Source organism: Rhodoferax ferrireducens (genome assembly GCF_003347515.1).
Classification (GTDB): domain Bacteria; phylum Pseudomonadota; class Gammaproteobacteria; order Burkholderiales; family Burkholderiaceae_C; genus Rhodoferax.
In genome coordinates, this window is sequence record NZ_QEII01000168.1 from 1 (window position 1) to 19267 (window position 19267).

Annotated in this window: 15 protein-coding genes; 14 read left to right on the forward strand and 1 reads right to left on the reverse strand. The window is 59.7% G+C overall.

The features are described from left to right. The 9 genes from C5P05_RS34235 to C5P05_RS01045 form a co-directional block, all read left to right on the forward strand. A partial coding sequence (locus C5P05_RS34235; RefSeq protein ID WP_232834289.1) for a hypothetical protein occupies window positions 1-219 on the forward strand: 219 nt, incomplete at its 5' end. A gap of 459 nt (window positions 220-678) precedes the next feature. Next, the gene (locus C5P05_RS01010; protein WP_114968048.1) at window positions 679-1932 is read left to right on the forward strand and encodes an MFS transporter; all 1254 of its coding nucleotides are present in this window, start codon (window positions 679-681) and stop codon (window positions 1930-1932) included. 77 nt (window positions 1933-2009) lie between these two features. After that, window positions 2010-3197: an isochorismate synthase DhbC gene (dhbC, locus tag C5P05_RS01015; RefSeq protein ID WP_114968049.1), complete on the forward strand. Its 1188-nt coding sequence runs from the start codon at window positions 2010-2012 to the stop codon at window positions 3195-3197. Further along, complete coding sequence (locus tag C5P05_RS01020) at window positions 3197-4822, forward strand: (2,3-dihydroxybenzoyl)adenylate synthase (RefSeq protein WP_114968050.1); 1626 nt, start codon at window positions 3197-3199, stop codon at window positions 4820-4822. Before dhbC ends, C5P05_RS01020 begins: the two co-directional genes overlap by 1 nt. Before the next feature lie 79 nt (window positions 4823-4901). Beyond that, a complete protein-coding gene (locus C5P05_RS01025; protein WP_269813878.1) occupies window positions 4902-5717 on the forward strand; it encodes an isochorismatase family protein in 816 nt (271 codons plus the stop codon). A gap of 124 nt (window positions 5718-5841) precedes the next feature. After that, window positions 5842-6786, forward strand: a complete 945-nt coding sequence (locus C5P05_RS01030) for an alpha/beta hydrolase (protein WP_198674579.1) — start codon at window positions 5842-5844, stop codon at window positions 6784-6786. Window positions 6787-6809: 23 nt separating this feature from the next. Then, window positions 6810-10703 (forward strand): non-ribosomal peptide synthetase, encoded by a 3894-nt coding sequence (locus C5P05_RS01035; RefSeq protein WP_114968053.1) that lies wholly within the window; start codon window positions 6810-6812, stop codon window positions 10701-10703. After that, a complete protein-coding gene (locus C5P05_RS01040) occupies window positions 10700-11464 on the forward strand; it encodes a 2,3-dihydro-2,3-dihydroxybenzoate dehydrogenase (protein ID WP_114968054.1) in 765 nt (254 codons plus the stop codon). Before C5P05_RS01035 ends, C5P05_RS01040 begins: the two co-directional genes overlap by 4 nt. Next, window positions 11465-12151: a 4'-phosphopantetheinyl transferase family protein gene (locus C5P05_RS01045; protein ID WP_114968055.1), complete on the forward strand. Its 687-nt coding sequence runs from the start codon at window positions 11465-11467 to the stop codon at window positions 12149-12151. Between the two features lie 40 nt (window positions 12152-12191). Here the strand turns inward: C5P05_RS01045 and C5P05_RS01050 are convergent, their stop codons facing one another. After that, a complete protein-coding gene (locus C5P05_RS01050; RefSeq protein ID WP_198674580.1) occupies window positions 12192-13049 on the reverse strand; it encodes a helix-turn-helix transcriptional regulator in 858 nt (285 codons plus the stop codon). A 188-nt stretch (window positions 13050-13237) separates the two neighbouring features. Between C5P05_RS01050 and C5P05_RS01055 the strand changes: the two genes are divergently transcribed. The 5 genes from C5P05_RS01055 to C5P05_RS01075 are packed head-to-tail and all read left to right on the forward strand — an operon-like array spanning window position 13238 to window position 18893. Further along, on the forward strand, window positions 13238-15595 hold the full coding sequence (locus tag C5P05_RS01055) for a TonB-dependent siderophore receptor (RefSeq protein ID WP_269813879.1): 2358 nt from the start codon (window positions 13238-13240) through the stop codon (window positions 15593-15595). Further along, window positions 15595-16743, forward strand: a complete 1149-nt coding sequence (locus tag C5P05_RS01060; RefSeq protein WP_114968057.1) for an ABC transporter substrate-binding protein — start codon at window positions 15595-15597, stop codon at window positions 16741-16743. Before C5P05_RS01055 ends, C5P05_RS01060 begins: the two co-directional genes overlap by 1 nt. Then, window positions 16740-17798, forward strand: a complete 1059-nt coding sequence (locus C5P05_RS01065; RefSeq protein WP_114968058.1) for a FecCD family ABC transporter permease — start codon at window positions 16740-16742, stop codon at window positions 17796-17798. The genes C5P05_RS01060 and C5P05_RS01065 overlap by 4 nt, the downstream gene beginning before the upstream one ends. Next, complete coding sequence (locus C5P05_RS01070) at window positions 17795-18583, forward strand: ABC transporter ATP-binding protein (RefSeq protein ID WP_114968059.1); 789 nt, start codon at window positions 17795-17797, stop codon at window positions 18581-18583. Before C5P05_RS01065 ends, C5P05_RS01070 begins: the two co-directional genes overlap by 4 nt. Window positions 18584-18599: 16 nt before the next feature. Beyond that, window positions 18600-18893, forward strand: a complete 294-nt coding sequence (locus C5P05_RS01075) for a DUF2218 domain-containing protein (protein WP_114968060.1) — start codon at window positions 18600-18602, stop codon at window positions 18891-18893. Window positions 18894-19267: the final 374 nt, after the last annotated feature.

A 19267-nucleotide genomic window follows, 5' to 3' on the forward strand; every position in this document is an offset into this window, starting at 1 on the left:
GCCCGGATCATTTCAACGACTTGCAGCTTGAAGCTCGCGTCAAAGACTCTTCGTTTTGATTTCGTCACGTTTATTTTCTCAGGAGATTTCCACCTATCTGTGTGTACGAAGTTATTAGATCAGGACACTCATAGCGGCAGTCAATGCTTCAGACGCGCCCGTCTGGGCAGCATGCCAAAAAAATGCTTGTCGGCTGGCGAGTTGACCGCTCTGGTGTGACTTTGCAAGTTCTGTCGCATGGGTAATGCCCAGGTCATCCCGCTCCAGCGCTTAGCGTGCACGCTGCAGCGGCTGTTCACAGAGCGATTCAAAAAAATGTCGTCCCAACTGACTCACGAGCAGCGCAGCTGGCTGCGTCTACGCCACGACACCACACGCTTCGACCATGGATAAGGCAGATAAATATCTGGTACGGAGAAGCTCTGTAGGTCGGGCGCAAACATCTTTCTTGTTCCGGCAAACGAAAAAATGGCGATTGTTGCGATACTACGGATTCCTCTTATAAATAAGAATCATTCTCATCTTATTTGAAGCGCGGTGATACGGAAAGAGTGCAAGCGGCCAGTTCAAGCAGTGGCAGGGCGCAGTCAGCGATGCTGGGCAGGAAGGCCTGGACACGGCTCGCACTTTGGGCAGCACGAACTTCCGCACCTCAAGACTGATAAGTACGGGACCAATATGAACGCTGCTTCTGGAATTACTACCAATCCTGTGCCACTTGCTGGCAATCAGGAGCGTCTGCTGGTGTTTACGCTGGCAGGCATCCAGTTCTCACACATTCTTGATTTCATGATCATGATGCCGCTGGGGCCGATCCTGATCCAGGCGTTGCAGATCGACACGCAGCAGTTTGCGCTGCTGGTGGCCATTTACACGTTGACTGCAGCCGGCAGTGGCCTGCTGGCTGCCACCTTTGTCGATTTTTTTGAACGAAAGAGCCTGCTACTAACGCTGTTTGCCCTGTTTGCCTTGGCAACTTTGCTGTGCGCCATGGCGCCTGACTACCAGACCCTGCTGCTGACCCGCGGCTTGGCTGGCGTATTTGGTGGTGTTTTAAGTGCCATGCTGCAAACCATCATTGGGGATGTGATTCCCTTTGAGCGCCGTGGCAAAGCCAGCGGTTCGGTGATGTCGGCCGCGGCAGTGGCTTCCGTCCTGGGGGTGCCAATGTCCTTGATGCTGGCAACCAAACTGGGGTGGCAATGGCCTTTTGTGGCGATTGCGGTTATTGCCGTGGTTTTCTTGCTGCTGGCGGCCCGCAATATCCCCACCCTGCCAAAGCATCAAGCGGCCCATTCCGGGCGTAGCTGGAAGAAGCCGTTCGCCAGCATGCGCGCGGTGTTGCAGGAGCGTAATCATTTGCTGGCGATGCTGTTTATGGCCCTGGGCGCATTTTCGACCTTCACCGTGATTTCTTATCTCACGCTCTACCTCACGGGCAATGTGGGCCTGAGTGCGGAACAGTTGCCGCTGGTGTATGCCCTTGGCGGAATGGCTGGTTTTCTCAGTGCACGATTGATCGGCGGCCTGGCTGACCACTGGGGCAAAGTGCGCACCTACAGGTTGATCGCGCTGCTGTCCATTGCGCCCATCCTTCTTCAAACGCATCTACCGCCCATGGCGCTGGGCTGGGTCTTGCTCTGCAGCACGCTGTTTTTCACGCTGGGGTCTGGCCGTGCGATACCCGCGATGGCGATCACCATCTCGGCGGTTCAACCGCCGTTGCGCGGCGCATTCATGGCATTGAATTCGTCCATCCAGCAGTTGGCCTGTGGTGCAGCGGCTTTTCTTGGCGGACTGATGATCAGCCGGACACCAACCGGCGTGATCAGCGGCTATGGCCATGCCGGCTGGTTGGCCATCGGCCTGACAGGATTCACGATTCTGCTGGCCGGAAAAATCCACATGCATACCCGGCCGCTTGCGGCCTGACAGATCGATATCTGGCAGTGGATTGGTTTGTTCATAAATAGTAATGATTCTCGTTTAAATAGAGTGAAGGATTAAAGATGAATGATGTGTTCAGAGGCGTGGTCGATGCGCGAGCCGAAAATCTGTTGTCGGGGTATCGAAGCGAAAACCCCTTCTTCTTTGCCACGCCTGAGCACACCATGCGGGCGCAAGGCCACTACGCGACGGTGCCGCAAGCGAAAAATCTGGCCGCTTTGAGCCAAGCCGTGGATGCTGAGCTGAAAAAGGCCAGATGCCAAGGCCATCCCAACCCCATCGTGGTGGGGGCCATCCCGTTTGACGCGAGGCAAGCTGCCAGCCTCTTTATTCCCCAGCAGGTCCTGCGCGCAGGTCCCTTGACCAGCCGCGCTGACCTTGTTTCAGCGCGAACAGACGCATTCACGATTACGCCCGAGCCTGCCCCCCAGATTTATGCCGATGGCGTGGCTGAGGCGGTCAGGCAGATAAAAGACAACATGTTGAGCAAAGTCGTCCTCGCGCGCGCGCTGGATCTGACCGCAGCCGAAGCCATAGATGTGCCCTATTTGCTTGAGCGCCTGGCCCGGCGCAACCGGTTTGGCTATACTTTCGCGGTCAATCTGGCGGGCGCAGAGCAAGGCGCGCTGGTGGGCGCCAGCCCGGAACTGTTGCTCAGCCGCCGGGGCACGCAAGTTCGTTCCAATCCCCTGGCGGGCTCGGCGGCGCGGGCCAAAAATCAGTTGGAAGACGCCCACCGCAGCCAGGCCTTGCTGAGGTCTGCCAAAGACCTGCATGAGCATAAAGTCGTCGCCGACGCGGTTGCCAAGGGGTTGCGCCCGTATTGCCGGACACTCGATGTGCCGGCAAACCCCTCGTTGATCAACACGGAAGCGATGTGGCATTTGTCGAGTGACATCCGGGGCGAGCTCGCCCACCCAGCGGCGAGCTCGCTGCTGCTGGCGGCCAGCCTGCATCCCACGCCAGCCGTGTGTGGGTTTCCAAGCGAGAAAGCGTTTGACCTGATCAGTCAGATCGAACCGTTTGACAGGGGTTTCTATGCCGGCATGGTGGGTTGGTGCGATTCAGAGGGCAATGGCGAATGGGTCGTGACCTTGCGCTGCGCCCAAGTGCACGGCAACAGCATGCGTCTATTTGCCGGCGCCGGCGTGGTCGCCGAATCAGAGCCAGCGAGTGAGCTTGCCGAAACCGCAGCCAAATTCAGAACCATGCTGAATGCACTGGGCTTGGCGCAGGAAGGGGCGCTCTGATGCTGGCGCATTGCACACTCTGGCCCGAAGAACTGGCCGCCCACTACCGCGCCCAGGGTTACTGGCGGGGCGAAACGTTCTCTGACGTATTGGATGAGCGTATACAGCGATACGGCGAGAAACTGGCCATCGTCAGCGACACCCGACGCTGGACCTACCAGGATCTGGGCGCCGAAGTTGAGCGTCTGGCCGCGGGGTTTTATGCCCTGGGCATTGGCCCGAATGACAGAGTCGTGGTGCAACTGCCTAACTGCGCGGAACTTTTTTCCGTCATCTTCGCGCTCTTCAGGCTGGGCGCTTTGCCGATCTTTGCGCTGCCAGCGCATCGAAAGTTCGAAATCGGCCATTTTTGCCAGCACGCGCAAGCCATCGCCTATGTCATCGCCGATCAGCACGCCGGATTCGACTACAGGAACCTGGCCCGCGAAGTAAAAGCCAGCGCACCGAGTCTGCAGCATGTGCTGGTGCTGGGTGAACCGGGCGAATACCGTTCGCTCAAGCATTTGCCCCGATTGGAGAGTGATTTGCCGCCGCCGCCCAGGCCCGCCGACGTGGCGTTTCTCCAGCTCTCCGGCGGTAGCACCGGAACGCCCAAACTCATTCCCCGCACGCACGACGACTATCTCTACAGCATTCGGGCCAGCGCAGACATCTGCCAACTCACCTCCGATAGTGTCTACCTGAGCGTCATTCCCGCCGGGCATAACTTCACGCTCAGCTCACCCGGGTCCCTCGGAACGCTGTACGCCGGCGGCACCGTGGTCATGTGTGCCCATCCCAGCCCGGACGTGGCGCTGACCTTGATAGCCCAAGAGCGCGTCACCATCACGGCTCTGGTGCCGCCCTTGGTTCCGGTGTGGCTGGACGCCATAGAAAGCCTGAAGCCGGATCTGCGCAGCCTGAAAGTGCTGCAGGTAGGCGGGGCGCGTTTCAACAGTGAAATGGCACGCCGTGTTACGCAGGAACTTGACGTGACTTTGCAGCAGGTCTTTGGCATGGCGGAAGGTCTTGTCAATTACACCCGCCTGGATGACCCCATCGACGTGATCCTGCACAGCCAGGGCCGCCCGATCTCGCCCGATGACGAAATCCGCATCGTTGATGAGGAAGATCAGCCCGTGGCTGCCGGTGAAATCGGGCATTTGCAGACCCGCGGCCCTTACACGATTCACGGTTATTACAAGGCCGAAGAGCACAACGCACGCGCATTCACGCGCGATGGTTTTTATCGCACGGGGGACATGGTCAGGCAAACGCCTGAGGGCAATCTCGTCGTCGAAGGCCGTGCCAAAGACCAGATCAACCGCGGCGGCGAGAAAATTTCGGCCGAAGAAGTAGAGCATCAACTACTGGCGCACGCCAACGTTATCGATTGCGCCATCGTTGCCATGCCGGATGCCTATCTGGGAGAAAAAAGCTGCGCCTTTGTGATTCGCAAGAACGACACCGTGCGCGGCATCGACCTGATCCGCTTTCTGCGTGAATGTGGTCTGGCCACTTACAAGATTCCGGATCGCATCGAATTCATGACGCAATTCCCCCAAACCGGCGTAGGAAAGACCAGCAAAAAACATCTGCGTCTGGAAATCGAGGCGCGCCTGGCAGGGGCACGCATGAACCCCTAAACCCTTATTGATGAATTAACCAATGGCTATACCCAAAATATCCTCCTACCCGATGCCCACTCAGGCTTTAGATAACCGTGTGAACTGGCAAGCCAATGCACGGCGGTCAGTGCTGCTGGTGCACGATATGCAGGACTATTTCCTGGACTTTTATGATCGCAGCAGCGCGCCGATTCCGGCGCTGATCGCTAATACGCGCCGACTCATCGATCAGGCTCATGCGTTGGGCATTCCGGTCGTGTATACCGCGCAATTGCCGGAGCAAACACCTGCCGATCGGGGATTGTTGCAGGACATGTGGGGGCCGGGCCTGACCGCCCAGCCGCAGCGGAAAAACATCATCGCAGCACTGGCTCCCCAGCCGCAGGACATCGTGCTCGACAAATGGCGTTACAGCGCATTCCAGAGATCCCGTCTGCTGGAAATCATGCAAAAGCAATCGCGCGACCAGCTGATTATTTGCGGCATTTACGCGCATATCGGCTGCATGATGACGGCGTGCGAAGCGTTTATGAGTGATATCCAGGCCTTCTTTGTCGCCGACGCGTTGGCTGATTTTTCAGCCCAGGAGCATGACATGGCGCTGCGCTACGTTTCCCAGCGCTGCGGGTTGACGATCCTGACAAAGACCTTGGTCGAGAGCCTGCAAACCCGCTTGCCTGCGTCGATGGCCGAACTCAAATCCATCATCGCCATCAGCCTGCAAATCCCCGCCTCCGACTTGCAGGACGAAGACAATTTGCTCGACTGGGGCCTGGACTCCATCCGCATCATGTCGCTCTTGGAAAACTGGCGACGTGCAGGCTTGGAGCTCACCTTTATGACGCTGGCCGAACAGCCAACGCTGGCAGCGTGGTGGGCGCTACTTTGCAAGCGTGAGCTGGCAAATGTGTAAGCCTCAACAACTGAATGCACGGCAGGAAAACAAAATGACAACACCCAGTGCCGCAAAGGCTGCACCCCTCGTCCACCGCCTGTCATCCAGAATGAGGGTGGGGCTCCTTATTTGTGGATTTTTCATGCAGATCAGCCATCCCTGTTTTTCGCAGTCGCCATCCCCCATCAACCGGGAGCCCTTGCCCGCGAATTGGGCGCCAGCACAACTCTCGCGCAGCCTCAGCTTCGACATGGATTCGAAGCACACCGGCCAGCGCTACCGCATCTTGATCGGCTTGCCGCACAAGGCGGCACCGGCATCGGGCTACCCCGTGTTGTGGGCACTCGATGGGCTGGCGAGTTTTCCCTTCATGGAGGTCACTCGCCCCAGGCCCGCGTCACCCAACGAAAGCGTGGAATGGCGGAAAAAAATTGGGGACGAGCCCGCCGGGCTGATCGTTGCCATCGGCTACGCCAGCGGCGAGGCGATCGATGTCAATGCGCGCGCGCTGGACTACACGCCCGAAACCCCGGCGACAACTGGCGATTCATTTTCCAGTCAACACGGTGGGGCGGCGGCCTTTCTCCAGTTTCTGACACAGGAGTTGCGCCCGATGCTGGCGCGGCATTTTGCGATGAATCCGAAGCAGCACACCCTGTTTGGTTTTTCCTACGGCGGCTTGTTTGCACTGCATACCTTGAGCACGCAGCCGCAGCATTTCCAGCGCTACTGGGCTGCCAGTCCATCGCTGTGGTTCGGCGACCACCAGACCCTCAAGCAATTGCCGCAACACCTCGAATCACTGCGTTTCAAGCAGCATCCCGCCCAGGTCATGATTACCGTTGGCCTTGACGAGCAATATCCGGCGAGTTTTGCTTCAGCGGCCCTTAAAAAGAGACTGGAAACCAGAACCATGGTCGACAGCGCCGAGCGCTTTGCCAACCTCCTGGATGGGGCAGGGCAGGCCGATTTGCAAGCGAAGTTTCAAAGTCTGCCTGCACACGACCATCACGACATGCTGATGCACGGCGCAAGACGGGTCATCGATTTTGCATTTGCCCCTGATGCTGCGGCACTGCCGCAATGAAGACCGAACCCAGAGTTTCCACCATGACCCCCATACCAAAACGTTTACCGACCAGCTCAGCCCAGTATGGGATCTGGATGGGTCAGCAGATGGCGCCAGAGAGCCCCAGCTACCTGACCTCTGAGACGATTGAACTTCGCGGTGCACTCGATTTTGCGGCCCTCTCTGCCAGCGTGGTCGAAGTACTGAACAACAGCCATACGCTGCATATGCGTTTTCAAATGGACGACGATGGCTTATGGCAATGGCCGCAAACGCCTTCTGACGCGCCTCTGGCACACCATGACTTCCGTCACGAGGCCAACCCCGAGGCCGCCGCGCAGCATTGGATCAAACAGTCACTGGCTGTTCTGTGCGACCCGACGCGGGACCCGCTTTACCGCAGCGCCTTGCTGCAGGTCGCTGATAAGAAGCATCTCTGGTATTTGCAGGTGCACCACATCGCGTTGGACGGATTTGGCTATGGCCTGATTTGTCAGGCCGTGGCCGCGCGCTACAGCGCCCGGGTCAAGCAAGCGCCTTTGCCAGCACTGCCGGACTGGTCACTGGATAAAGTGCTGCAGGCCGAGCAGACCTACAAAGTGGATGGAAAATTCCAGAAGGACAAAACCTTCTGGATCCAGCACCTGCAGCGTGTTCCCGCTCCGGCCACGATCGCCGCGGCACAGGAATTCTCGGACGAGGTCACGCGCCACAGTACAAGATTGAGCCTGGGCGAGATTGAAACCCTGCAGCAAGCGGCGCAGCGGTGCGGACAAGACTGGGGCAGCTGGATGCTTGCCGCCATCGGCCTGTGGTTGGCCAAACAATCGGGCCAGCGTCAGCTCACATTTGGCCTGCCGGTGATGAATCGCCTGGGCACGCCAGCGCTGGGTGTGCCCTGCATGGCGATGAATATCGTCCCGATGAGTGTTTACGTCGATCCTGATCAGGACATGCAAGCCTTGAGCGCGCAGCTGGCAAACAGCATGCGCACCATCCGGCCACATCTTTACTACCGCTATGGCTGGATACGCGGTGATTTGGGCCTGATGGAAGTGCAAAAACATCTTTTCAATCAGGCGGTCAATTTGATGCCGTTTGACCGGCACGCACCATTTGCAGGGATCGAGAACATCATCCACCCGATCAGCGCGGGCCCGGTGAAAGACCTGAATATCAGCCTTTCCGTGCTCAATACCGAATGGAGGCTGCTGATGGAGGCCAACCCAAACGCCTACACCGCAGAACGCTTGGCGGTCTTGCAACAGGACCTGCAGCAATGGCTGGGCAAGCTGGCTGCACATCCCGCACAGGCCAGCCTTGCGCTGCTGTTGCAGGACTTGCCGCCACTGTCCATCCTGCAAGGTCCGGCGCTGACAGCGCCGGCCACGCCCGTCATCCAGCGCCTGATAGATGCCGCCGCAAGCTCGCCCGACAAATCCGCAATCGAGTGCCAAGGCGAAGTCATAAGTTACGGTAAGCTGCTGCAAAAAGCGCAGCAACTGGCCAGTCGCCTCAGTGCCGAAGGACTCGTCGCGCAAGATCGCGTGGTGATCTTGCTGCCGCGCAGCCCGGAGGCGATCATCGCTATCCTCGCCACCTTGTGGGCGGGCGGCTGTTATGTGCCACTTGATCCACTCGGTCCGCCCGGCCGTCTTGAGATGGTGCTGGCCGATGCTGATCCGCAGCAAATCATCACCCTGCCATGCTGGGCCGACAAAGCCGGTACCGTGCCTGCGCTTTATATGGATCAGCCTTTTAAACCATCAGCGCCTGGTACGGTAGGGCCGCCACCATGTGCCGTGAGCGATAGTCATCCGGCCTATTTGCTTTACACCTCGGGCTCGACCGGAAAACCTAATGGTGTGCTGGTTGGGCATGGTGCGCTTTCGCACTTTGTCGCCAGCAGCGGCCAGCTTTATCAGATCAGTGCAAGCGACCGTATTCTGCAATTTGCCCCCTTGCACTTCGACGCCAGCATCGAAGAGATCTTTCTGGCGTTGTGCCATGGTGCGACACTGGTTCTGCGCGATGACGCGGTGCTTGACTCGATCTCGGCTTTCACCGCCTTCATCGAACAAGCCCAAATCAGTGTCCTGGATCTGCCCACGGCCTACTGGCACGAGCTGGCGCATGCGCTCGAACCCTCTCTGGCGTCGCAGTTGAGCCGGGTACGGCTGACCATAATTGGTGGCGAAGCCGCCATGCCTGAACGAGCCCGCCGCTGGCAATCCTTGCTGCCTGGCAGTGTTTTGCTCAATAGTTATGGGCCCACCGAAACATCGATCATCGCCACAACCGCCATCCTGATTGGTCCGGGGGCGGTGTGGGACGGAAGCGACAACTTGCCGATTGGTCTGCCGCGACCTGGCGTGGCTGCACTCATCGTTGATGAGCATCTCTATCCGGTGACACAGGGAATATCGGGCGAGCTCTTGATCTGCGGCGAGGCGTTGGCGCTCGAATACCGCAACAACGAAGATTTGACTGCACGCCGCTTCGTGTCGCTGCACGCGCTCCCCCATTCGCCGCGCGCCTATCGAACCGGCGACCGGGCTAGTCTGCGGGATGGACAGCTGATGTTTCTTGGCCGCCTCGACAACGAAGTCAAAATTAGCGGCCTGCGCATCGACCCGACTGAAGTTGAAAATGCGCTCTTGACCCATCCGGCTATCCGTGAGGTTGCGGTGATTGGTGTTCCGCGTTTGCAGACGGGCTACGCGCTGGCGGCTTTTTTGGTGTGTTCTGAGACGCTTGAGCCGCAGCAGCTGCGCCGCCAACTGGCCGACATCCTGCCCGCTGCTGCCATACCTGACCACTGGCATTTTCTCGCCAGTCTGCCGCGCAATGTCAACGGCAAGATTGACCGCAAACACCTGGTGAACCTGATCAGCCATCAGGACCTCTCCGCGCTACCCGATGCCTCTGTGCTGGAGCAGCAGATCATGCAGGTCTGGCATGACGTGCTTGGCGAAATGCCGCAGAACGTGGACGCGAATTTCTTTGATCTGGGCGGTAAATCACTGCAGGCCATTCAGATGTCCAGCCGGTTGGGGCGACTCTTGAAGCGCGACATCGCCGTGTCGGCCTTGTTCAATCACGCTACGGTTCACGCCCTGGCCAAAGCGCTGAGCGCACCGGCGGCACATCGCCCGCCCCCGGCCGACGAGGACCAGGCGTTTTCGCCCTTGTTGACGATCCAGCAGGGCCGTCATCCGGCGCTGTTTTGTTTGCATCCGGCGGAGGGCTTGTCGTGGTGCTATCTGGGGCTGGCGCGTCACTTGCCTGATACCGCCATCTACGGTCTGCAAGCGACGGCGGTTCAATCCGAATTGCCGAAAAATTTTGACGCTCTGGTGGATGATTACATCGCGCGAATACGTCAGCAACAGGCCAGCGGTCCCTACCGCCTCTTGGGGTGGTCGCTGGGCGGTGCGCTGGCCCATGCCATTGCCGTGAAACTCTCGGCCGTCGGTGAGCCGGTTGAGCTTGTGGCCCTGATGGACAGCTACCCGGCATCCGCCTTTGAAGCGTGGAGAGCGCCAACATTGCACGACGCGCTGATCGCGGTATTGAGCGTGACCGGTGAAGTCGATGCCGACACGCCTGAAACCATCTACCAGCGTCTGCTGCGCCCGAGCAGCCCACTGGCCCCGCTGGGCCGCGCAGCACTTGAGCGCCTGGGCCAAACCGCACTGCACGGAATGCAACTCTTTCGAGCCAGCCAGACTCCCCTTTACCAGGGCGATATGGTGCTTTTTCATGCGCAACAACATGAAGCCAACGCGCCCCAACCCGCATCGTGGTTGCCCTACCTGAAGGGCAAGCTCGATTGTGTAGAGCTCAACTGCAACCACTTCGGCATGAGTGATCCGGGACCATTAGCCAGCATCGGTCAGGAACTGGCCAAGCGCCTGAAAGAGACAACGACATGAACGGAAAAATTGCTGTTGTGACCGGCGCCGCACAAGGCATAGGTGCCGCCGTAGCGCTTGCATTAAGTCGCCGGGGCGTTGCTGTGGCGGCACTCGATATCCAGGCCGATCAGCTCGCTCATTTTGCCGAGCAACACCCTGGCTGCTACGCGCATGCTTACCCGGTTGATCTGCGCTCAAGCCAGGCCGTCAATAACGCGGTCGAAAGAATTGAAGCAGAGATGGGCCCTATCGATATGCTCGTGAATGTCGCCGGCATTTTGCGCATGGGCGGCATTTGTGAGTTGAGCGACGAGGATTGGGAAACCACCTTTGCCGTCAATACCCATGGCTTGTTTTATCTGTCCAGGGCGGTGGCCCGGCGCATGATTCCCCGCCGGAGCGGCACGATCGTGACAGTAGGTTCTAACGCGGCCGGCGTTGCGCGCACGCAGATGGCGGCCTATGCGGCATCCAAAGCGGCGGCTTGCCACTTCACCAAATGTCTGGGACTGGAGCTGGCCGAATACGGCATACGCTGCAATGTCGTCTCGCCGGGCTCGACCGATACTGCCATGCAAAGACAGCTGTGGCAGGCCGAGAGTGATGTCCAGAAAGTCATTGCCGGATCATTGCCCAGCTACCGGACCGGTATTCCGCTGGGGCGCATTGCGAGTGCAGACGATATTGCCGCATCAGTTCTCTTCTTGCTCGGCGATGATGCGCGCCACATCACCATGCATGACTTGTGTGTCGATGGGGGCGCCACGCTAGGCATCTAGGTGAACAAGCTACCCACTCTGGCTGGACTGCATGAGGTGACGCCTGCCGACGCATCAGCCGGTGTTAGTGTCTGGCGGTTGGAGTTGGCGTTTCAGAAGGGTGGGCTGAATGAATTGCTGACCCGGTTGAATGGGGAAGAGCGAGCCCGGTGTTTGCGCTACCGTCAACCAGCAGATCGGATTCGCTTTGCCACCACGCGTGTGATATTGCGACGCATGCTGGCGGAACGCTTGCGGATTCCCCTTGATGAAATCAAACTCGATATCGATTCTTTCGGCAAGCCCCGGCTTGCCAACAGGGACGCGCTTTTTTTCAATCTATCTCATTCGGGTAACTTCGCGCTGATCGCGTTGTCGGCGCATCAACCTGTAGGCGTGGATATTGAAGCAGCGACTACGGCGCTTGACTTCAACTCCCTTCATGCCAGTTTGACGCCAGCTGAGCGACGGTATTGTGATGAGAGTGCAGACGAAAAAGCATTCTTTCGCGTCTGGAGCGGTAAGGAGGCGGTACTGAAAGCGTGGGGAGTAGGCATTGCCGATCATTTGCAGTCGGTGTCGGTCGTACCCGTCGCGCCAGGACACTATGCAGTGTCGTTTCACATAGCTGCGCCTTCCATTGAGGCGTGGCAGTTAGCGGCGCCGGCAGGTTTTGTGGCCGCGCTTGCTGTGGTGCATGCTGCTTAGTTGAAGCGCTGGAAATTTGGGTCACACCCAAGCGCAAGTATCAAAGCTTGGTTCGGCAATGTTTGGGCTGAAGTCCAAAATTCCGGCGGAAAGCCGTTGAGAAATTGGCCTGGCTGCTGTAGCCGGCGATTTCTGCAGCACGCGCGACACTCACGCCGTCATGCTGCAGTGCATGCGCTGCACGCTGAAGTCGACGCTGGCGCAGATAGTCAAAAATGGTTTGACTACACACTTCGCGGAATTGCTGTTGCAGCGTGTTGGCGTTGCAGCCAATCGTTTGGGCAATGGCACGCATGTCGAGGTGATCAGCCTCTCCGCTGTCCAGCAGTTTCTGCAGGCGGCCGACGCGCTGGCAGGCGCTTGCCGCCAAGGTGGGGGGACTGGGTGCTTTGCCGGTCATCAGTGGCGAGAGGGCTTCGGCGATCAATTCAAGCGCACGGCTCTCCTGATGCAACCGCTGCATCGGGCCATCGAGTCCCAGGGGATGAATGAGCTGCTTGGCGATGGCGATGGCGCGCGGTGTGGGCATCCAGTTGTGCACCGACAAATGTTCCCTAAATGGTTCCTGCGATAGACCGGCTGCCTCGAACCAGGCGGGTCTCAAGGTCAGCACCACCATGCGCTGGTGGCTGCCGGCCCGTGCGTTCCGCTGGAACGTGTCGGGGGCATTCAAGGCCACCACGGTGCCGTGCGGCACGGCTTTCGGGCCTTCTCCCGCGTCCAGCTGCAGGGCCTGTCTGCCCATGACAACCTGGGCATTGCCCTCCAGCTTGAGCATGATCTTGATGCATTCCTCCTTCATGACGAACTGCGTGGCCATGTCGTGCAGATGGACGACATCGGTGCAGTGCAGTGACAAGCCGTCACGCAGGCGGGTGATGGAAAAACTGCCCTGCATCAGCGGCGAAGTTGTGCTAACGGCAGGGGACAGCAGTTGGTAACCGTGTCCGACCTGCGTATATAGCTTGTCGACACCGATGGCACGCGTCGGATGACGTGCCGACGGCGTCCGCCTGGGGGGCAATAGGCTTTGGGGGACGGCTGGCATTTTGTGCAAAGGGGAGGGGTGGGCTGCAAACATCTTTCTTGTTCCGGCAAACAAAAACCGGGGTGCTTATTGCGATACTACGAGCTCTTATTCTAAATGACAATTATTCTCAATTGGTATTCAGCGGACAGATGTTCGTAACAAAGAAAGACAGCATGCATTCGATTCAAGTCACCATCCCAGTGAAGCCGCTCGTGATCGCACTGGCCTTGGCGTACGCAAGTCTGCCGGCTTTTGCCCAGACGCCGGATAAAACGCTCGCTGAGACGACGGTGCTTGGCACGGCCGAGGAGACCTTAAAGCAGGCGCCCGGTGTTTCAATCATTACTGCAGAAGATATTGAGAAACGACCTCCGGCCAACGATATTTCGGAAATCATCCGCACCATGCCGGGCGTGAACCTGACGGGCAATTCCACCAGCGGTCAGCGCGGCAACAACCGCCAGATCGACTTGCGTGGCATGGGCCCCGAGAACACCTTGATCCTGATCGATGGCAAGCCGGTGAGCAGCCGCAATTCTGTTCGTTATGGCTGGCGCGGTGAGCGCGATTCGCGTGGCGACACCAACTGGGTGCCCGCCGAGCAGATTGAACGCATTGAAGTGATTCGTGGCCCGGCGGCCGCACGTTATGGCAGCGGCGCTGCAGGCGGGGTGGTCAATATCATCACCAAGACGGCGGCGAAAGAAATGCACGGCCAGGTGACTGCGTACGCCAATCTTCCGGAGCATTCCGAGGAGGGGTCAACCCAGCGCCTGAATTTCAGTTTGAATGGTCCGCTCGGCGAGGATTTTTCCTACCGCATCTACGGCAACTACAACCATACCGATGCCGATGACCGCACCATCAACGCCGGTCATCAGGCGCCAGGTTTTGCCAGTTCGCTTCCCGCCGGACGTGAAGGGGTGCGCAATCGCGACGTTGGGGCACGACTGAGCTGGAATCTGTTGCCCGGCCACAGTCTTGACCTGGATATCAACCATAGCCGCCAGGGCAATATCTATACCGGCGACACCCAAAATGTCGGCACCAATCCGGTCGTCGACGCGATGATTGGCCAGGAAACCAACCGCATGGAACGCCAGACTTATGCCCTGACCCACAAGGGCAAATTCGACTTCGGCAATTCACTGAGTTACCTGCAATACAGCGAGACCGAAAATTCGCGTATCCAGGAGGGCCTGGTCGGTGGTACCGAGGGCATGTTCCTGGCCGGCAAACCGCCGTTCCTGACCAGCAAGCTGGAGGATGTGACGGCGCACAGCGAGGTCAATGTGCCGATTCGCGGGGCTGTGAATCAGATGCTGACGGTCGGTGTTGAGTGGTCGGGGCAGAAACTCAATGACCCCGGCTCCAATACTGTCGCAACGTCCTTTGGTTCGATACCCGGGGTCAGCAGCTCGGGGCGCAGCCCCGACTCCTCTGCCCATACGGTTTCGATGTTTGTCGAAGACAACGTCGAGCTGTCGTCCAACACGATACTCACGCCCGGCCTGCGTTATGACAAGCATAGCCAGTCGGGGGCGAACTGGAGTCCTGCACTCAATCTCACCCACCTGCTGAACGACAAGGTCACCCTGAAAGCGGGTGTGGCCCGTGCTTACAAGGCGCCCAATCTTTATCAGAGCAATCCAAACTATCTGCTGTTCAGTTCCGGCAACGGATGTGTGGCGGTATCAAACGGCACGACGGGCTGTTACCTGCAGGGCAATGATGACCTGCTGGCGGAAACCAGTGTCAACAGGGAACTGGGTATCGAATACAAGGAGGGCGGTTTTGCGGCCGGCATCACCTGGTTCCGCAATGACTACCATGACAAGATCCAGGCCGGAACCACCCCGGTCGCCATTTCGGGAGGAGGTACGGCCCGCAGCATTTACCAGTGGACAAATATCCCCGAGGCCGTGGCGGAAGGACTGGAGGGCAATCTGCGTGTGCCGGTCACCCATTCGCTGGACTGGATCAGCAACTTCACCTACATGCTTGAGTCGAAAAACAAGAGCACGGGCGATTTTCTTTCGGTCATCCCGGAGTACACCATCAACTCTTCGCTGGATTGGCGTGTCAACAACAAGTTGGGCATGCTGTTCTCGCTGACCCTGTATGGCAAACAGGAACCGATGAAACTGGACTTCAAGGGCAATCCGGTCACCGGCACATCAGCCAACACCGTTGAGCCCTACGTCGTGGCCGGTCTGAGTGGCAACTACACACTGTCGAAAAATCTGAAGCTGACGGCAGGCATCAGCAACCTTTTTGACAAGCGCCAGTTCCGCGCCGGCAATGCCGTGAGCGTCAGCTCAACAGCGGTGTATGGCACGAGCGGCGGCGCAGGTGCAGCCACCTACAACGAGCCCGGTCGGACTTTGTATATGTCTGTGACAAGTTCATTCTGATGATGAAGAAAAATTTGCTGAATCTGTTGCTTGGGTGTCTGGGTCTGTTGTTTGCCACGATGCTGGCGGCGCAAGAGGTGGTCACGGACCTGGCCGGGCGCAGTGTGCGCATCCCGGCCCGCGTCGAACGCATCCTGCTGGGCGAGGGGCGGCTCATTCCGACGCTGGCGATCCTGGAGCGCGGCGATCCCATACGCCGGGTGGTGGGCATGCCCGGCGATTTTGAACAACTCGACCCCGCCGGTTATGCGCAATACGCCACGCGTTTTCCCGCCCTGCGCCAGATCCCGCGCACCGGCCGCACGACCGCGGAAAGCTTCAGTGTCGAGAAAGCGATTTCACTCAAGCCGGACCTGGCCATTTTTGGCTTGGGCGGCCACGGCCCTTCGCCCAAAGACCTAGAGACCCTGGCGCGCCTGAATGCGGCCGGCATTGTGGTGGTGTTTGTTGACATCCGCCAGGAACCCCTGCTCAACACCGTGCCCAGCATGGAGGTGCTGGGGCGGGCACTGGGGCGGCGCAAGGAAGCCACCGAATTCATCACCGAGTACCAGAAACAGCTGGCACGGGTGACAGAACGCCTGGCCAGCGCCAAGCCGCGCGCGCCCACCGTGTTTCTGGAGAACCGCGTGGGTCTCAGCGAAGAGTGTTGCGACGCCATGAGCAACGGCTTGTTGGGCCGCCTGCTCGACGCTGCTGGCGGGCGCAACATGGCCAGCGGTGTGGTGCAGGGCGCTTTCGGGAACCTGAGTCTTGAATACCTGCTGAGCCATCCGCCCGAGGTCTACATCGGCACCGCCATCGGCGCGCGTGACAGCGTGACCCGTACCCCCACGCGTGTGGTGCTGGGGGCCGGGGTGGACGCCGCTACGGCGCGTGACTCGCTGGTGCGCGCCACGCAGCGTCGCGGCATCGCCCATCTGCCCACTTTCAAGCAAGGCCGGGCGCATGCCATCTGGCACCACTTCTACACCTCGCCCTTCAATGTCGTGGCGGTGCAAGTTTTTGCCAAATGGCTGCATCCCGAGTTGTTTGCCGACCTGGACCCGCAGGCAACCCTGCGGACTTTTTACCAGCGCTTTCAGCCCATTCCATTGGATGGCCAGTACTGGACATCACTGACACCGGCACCGGTGGCCACCCGATGAAGGCGGCTGAGACTGGGCTCTTGTCGCAGCGCTATGGCGCCCATGTGCGGCAAAGGCTGCGCCGCTTGCTCTACCTGCTGGCTTTGCTGGCGCTGCTGTTTGTGGCGGACCTGGCGACCGGGCCCTCCGGCATGCCTTTGTCGGTGCTGTGGCAGGGTTTGCTGGACGCCGAGCACATGGAACTGGGGCAGCGCGTGATCCTGTGGGACGTGCGCCTGCCGTATGCCGTCATGGCTGTGCTGGTGGGCGCCTCGCTGGGGCTGGCCGGTGCCCAAATGCAGACGGTGCTGAACAACCCCCTGGCCAGCCCGTTTACCTTGGGGCTGTCGGCCGCGGCCACGGTCGGCGCGTCGCTTGCCATCCTCACCGGCTTTGAGGCCTTTGGGCTGGGGCCGCAGATCGCCTTGCCGATGGGCGCCTTTGCCGGGGCCGCCGTGGCGGCGCTGCTGATCCACCTGCTGGCTTGGCGCTGGGGCGCGTCGGTCAGCGCCGTGGTGCTGTTTGGCATTGCCCTGATGTTCACCTTCGAGGCCGTGCTGTGGCTGCTGCAGTTCATGGCGGACAGCAATGCCCTGCAGCAGATCGTGTTCTGGAACATGGGCAGCCTGGGGCGCAGCACCTGGCCCAAGATTGCAGTGCTGGCGACCGTGCTGGCCCTGTGTTTTGCCTGGACCCAAAGCCAGGCCTGGCAGATGACGGCGCTGCGCTCGGGCGAAGACCATGCGCGCAGCAGCGGGGTGGCGGTGGAGCGTTTGCGCCTGGTCAGTCTGCTGCGGGTATGCCTGCTCAGCGCCACGGCACTGGCGTTTGTCGGCACCATTGGTTTTGTCGGCCTGGTGGGGCCGCATATTGCGCGGCTGGTGCTGGGGGAGGATCACCGCTTTTACCTGCCGGCCAGCGCACTCGCTGGCGCCGTCATGCTGTCGGGCGCGTCCATCCTGAGTAAAACCATCGTCCCCGGCGTGGTGCTGCCGATTGGCATCGTGACCGCACTGGTGGGCGTGCCGGTCTTCATGGCGCTGGTGATGCGCTCACGCGAGGGTTTGCGGTTATGACACTGTCACTGCAAAAACTGGGCGTGGCTTACGCCGGAAGCGTCGCCGTGCATGAGTTGGACGTGGCGCTGGCGCAGAGTGGGCGCGTGGTGGCGCTGGTCGGGGCCAATGGGGCTGGAAAATCCAGCACCCTGCGCGCGATCGCGGGTTTGTCCGCCATGTCGGGCGAAGCCTGGCTGGACGGTCAAAATCTCGGGCGACTGAGCATGGCCCAGCGCGCACAGCGCGTCGCCTACATGCCGCAAAGCCTGCCCCAGGCCACGGCCCTCACGGTGTATGAATCGGTGCTGGGCACGCTGCGCATTGCCTGCCCGCAGTGGTCTTCCCAACAGGCGCATCAGCGCATCGAAGCAGTGCTGGGCGATCTGAGCCTGGTGCCACTGGCCATGCGTGCCCTGGGCTCGCTCTCAGGCGGACAACGCCAGATGGCGGGGCTGGCGCAGCTGCTGGCCCGCGCGCCCCGGCTGCTCTTGCTTGACGAACCCACCAGTGCACTCGACTTGCGCTGGCAGCTGTGCCTGTTGCAGGCGCTGCGCCAGCACGTCGCGACCCACAACACCTTGTGCATCATGGCGATTCATGACCTGAACCTGGCCGCGCGGTTTTGCGACCACATGCTGCTGATGGCCAACGGCCGTTTGCTGGCCAGCGGCACGCCGGCGCAGGTGCTGACGCCGGAGCTGCTGCGCACCGCCTACGGCGTGCAGGCGCGGGTCGAGACCTGTTCGCTCGGCACCCCGATGGTGCTGGCCGAGCAGGCTGTTTCGCCCACCCATCCCACATAAAAAAGAAAGAGACAACATGCTTTACCTGAATGGCCGCCTGCCCACGGCTGAAGCCAGCCGCTACATGGTGCGCCTGTGTTACCACTTCACCAAAAAAATCGAGGTGAACTATGACGATACCCAGGGCCTGGCCAAGTTCCCCTGGGGTATTTGCCGGCTGACCGCGCTGGACGACGCGATCCGCTTTGAATGTGAAGCCGATGACCCGGAAAAAATGGCGCAAGTCCAGCGTGTGATCGACTCCCATGTCGCGCTGTTTTCGCGCAAGGCGCCGCTGAGCGTGGTGTGGGCTATTGACGCCGTGTCATGACCGCGCAAATGTGGCGACTACGATCGGCGGGTCGATAGACAGTCACGCGAGTCGACCGACGGAACAACCAGTCTTTCCTTCGCATCGCTTTGGATGAGGCGTGGGAACCGATTGATCGTTCAGAGGCGAAGAGATTCATTGCCAAGCAGTTTGGCCTACTTTAGAGTTCGTCTGTGAACTAGATGTATAACAGCCTTTTTGACATCCTGACATGCCCTCATTTTTGCCAGACCTCCGCATTTTTGCCGTCGCCATTTCCCTCCTGCTCTCCGCCTGCAGCTCCGTCGGCGTAGGCGTCAGGGTGCCGCTGTTTCCTGGTGTCAGCATCGGGGTTGGCGGTGGCTCGGGCGGCGTGCATCTGGGCGTGGGGGCCG

Bases quoted from the DNA above. Each gene is read 5' to 3' on its own strand.
- C5P05_RS01010 (WP_114968048.1), top strand. From the start codon at position 679: ATGAACGCTGCTTCTGGAATTACTACCAATCCTGTGCCACTTGCTGGC.
- dhbC (WP_114968049.1), top strand. From the start codon at position 2,010: ATGAATGATGTGTTCAGAGGCGTGGTCGATGCGCGAGCCGAAAATCTG.
- C5P05_RS01020 (WP_114968050.1), top strand. From the start codon at position 3,197: ATGCTGGCGCATTGCACACTCTGGCCCGAAGAACTGGCCGCCCACTAC.
- C5P05_RS01030 (WP_198674579.1), top strand. From the start codon at position 5,842: ATGCAGATCAGCCATCCCTGTTTTTCGCAGTCGCCATCCCCCATCAAC.
- C5P05_RS01035 (WP_114968053.1), top strand. From the start codon at position 6,810: ATGACCCCCATACCAAAACGTTTACCGACCAGCTCAGCCCAGTATGGG.
- C5P05_RS01040 (WP_114968054.1), top strand. From the start codon at position 10,700: ATGAACGGAAAAATTGCTGTTGTGACCGGCGCCGCACAAGGCATAGGT.
- C5P05_RS01050 (WP_198674580.1), bottom strand. From the start codon at position 13,049: ATGCAGGGCAGTTTTTCCATCACCCGCCTGCGTGACGGCTTGTCACTG.
- C5P05_RS01060 (WP_114968057.1), top strand. From the start codon at position 15,595: ATGATGAAGAAAAATTTGCTGAATCTGTTGCTTGGGTGTCTGGGTCTG.
- C5P05_RS01065 (WP_114968058.1), top strand. From the start codon at position 16,740: ATGAAGGCGGCTGAGACTGGGCTCTTGTCGCAGCGCTATGGCGCCCAT.
- C5P05_RS01070 (WP_114968059.1), top strand. From the start codon at position 17,795: ATGACACTGTCACTGCAAAAACTGGGCGTGGCTTACGCCGGAAGCGTC.
- C5P05_RS01075 (WP_114968060.1), top strand. From the start codon at position 18,600: ATGCTTTACCTGAATGGCCGCCTGCCCACGGCTGAAGCCAGCCGCTAC.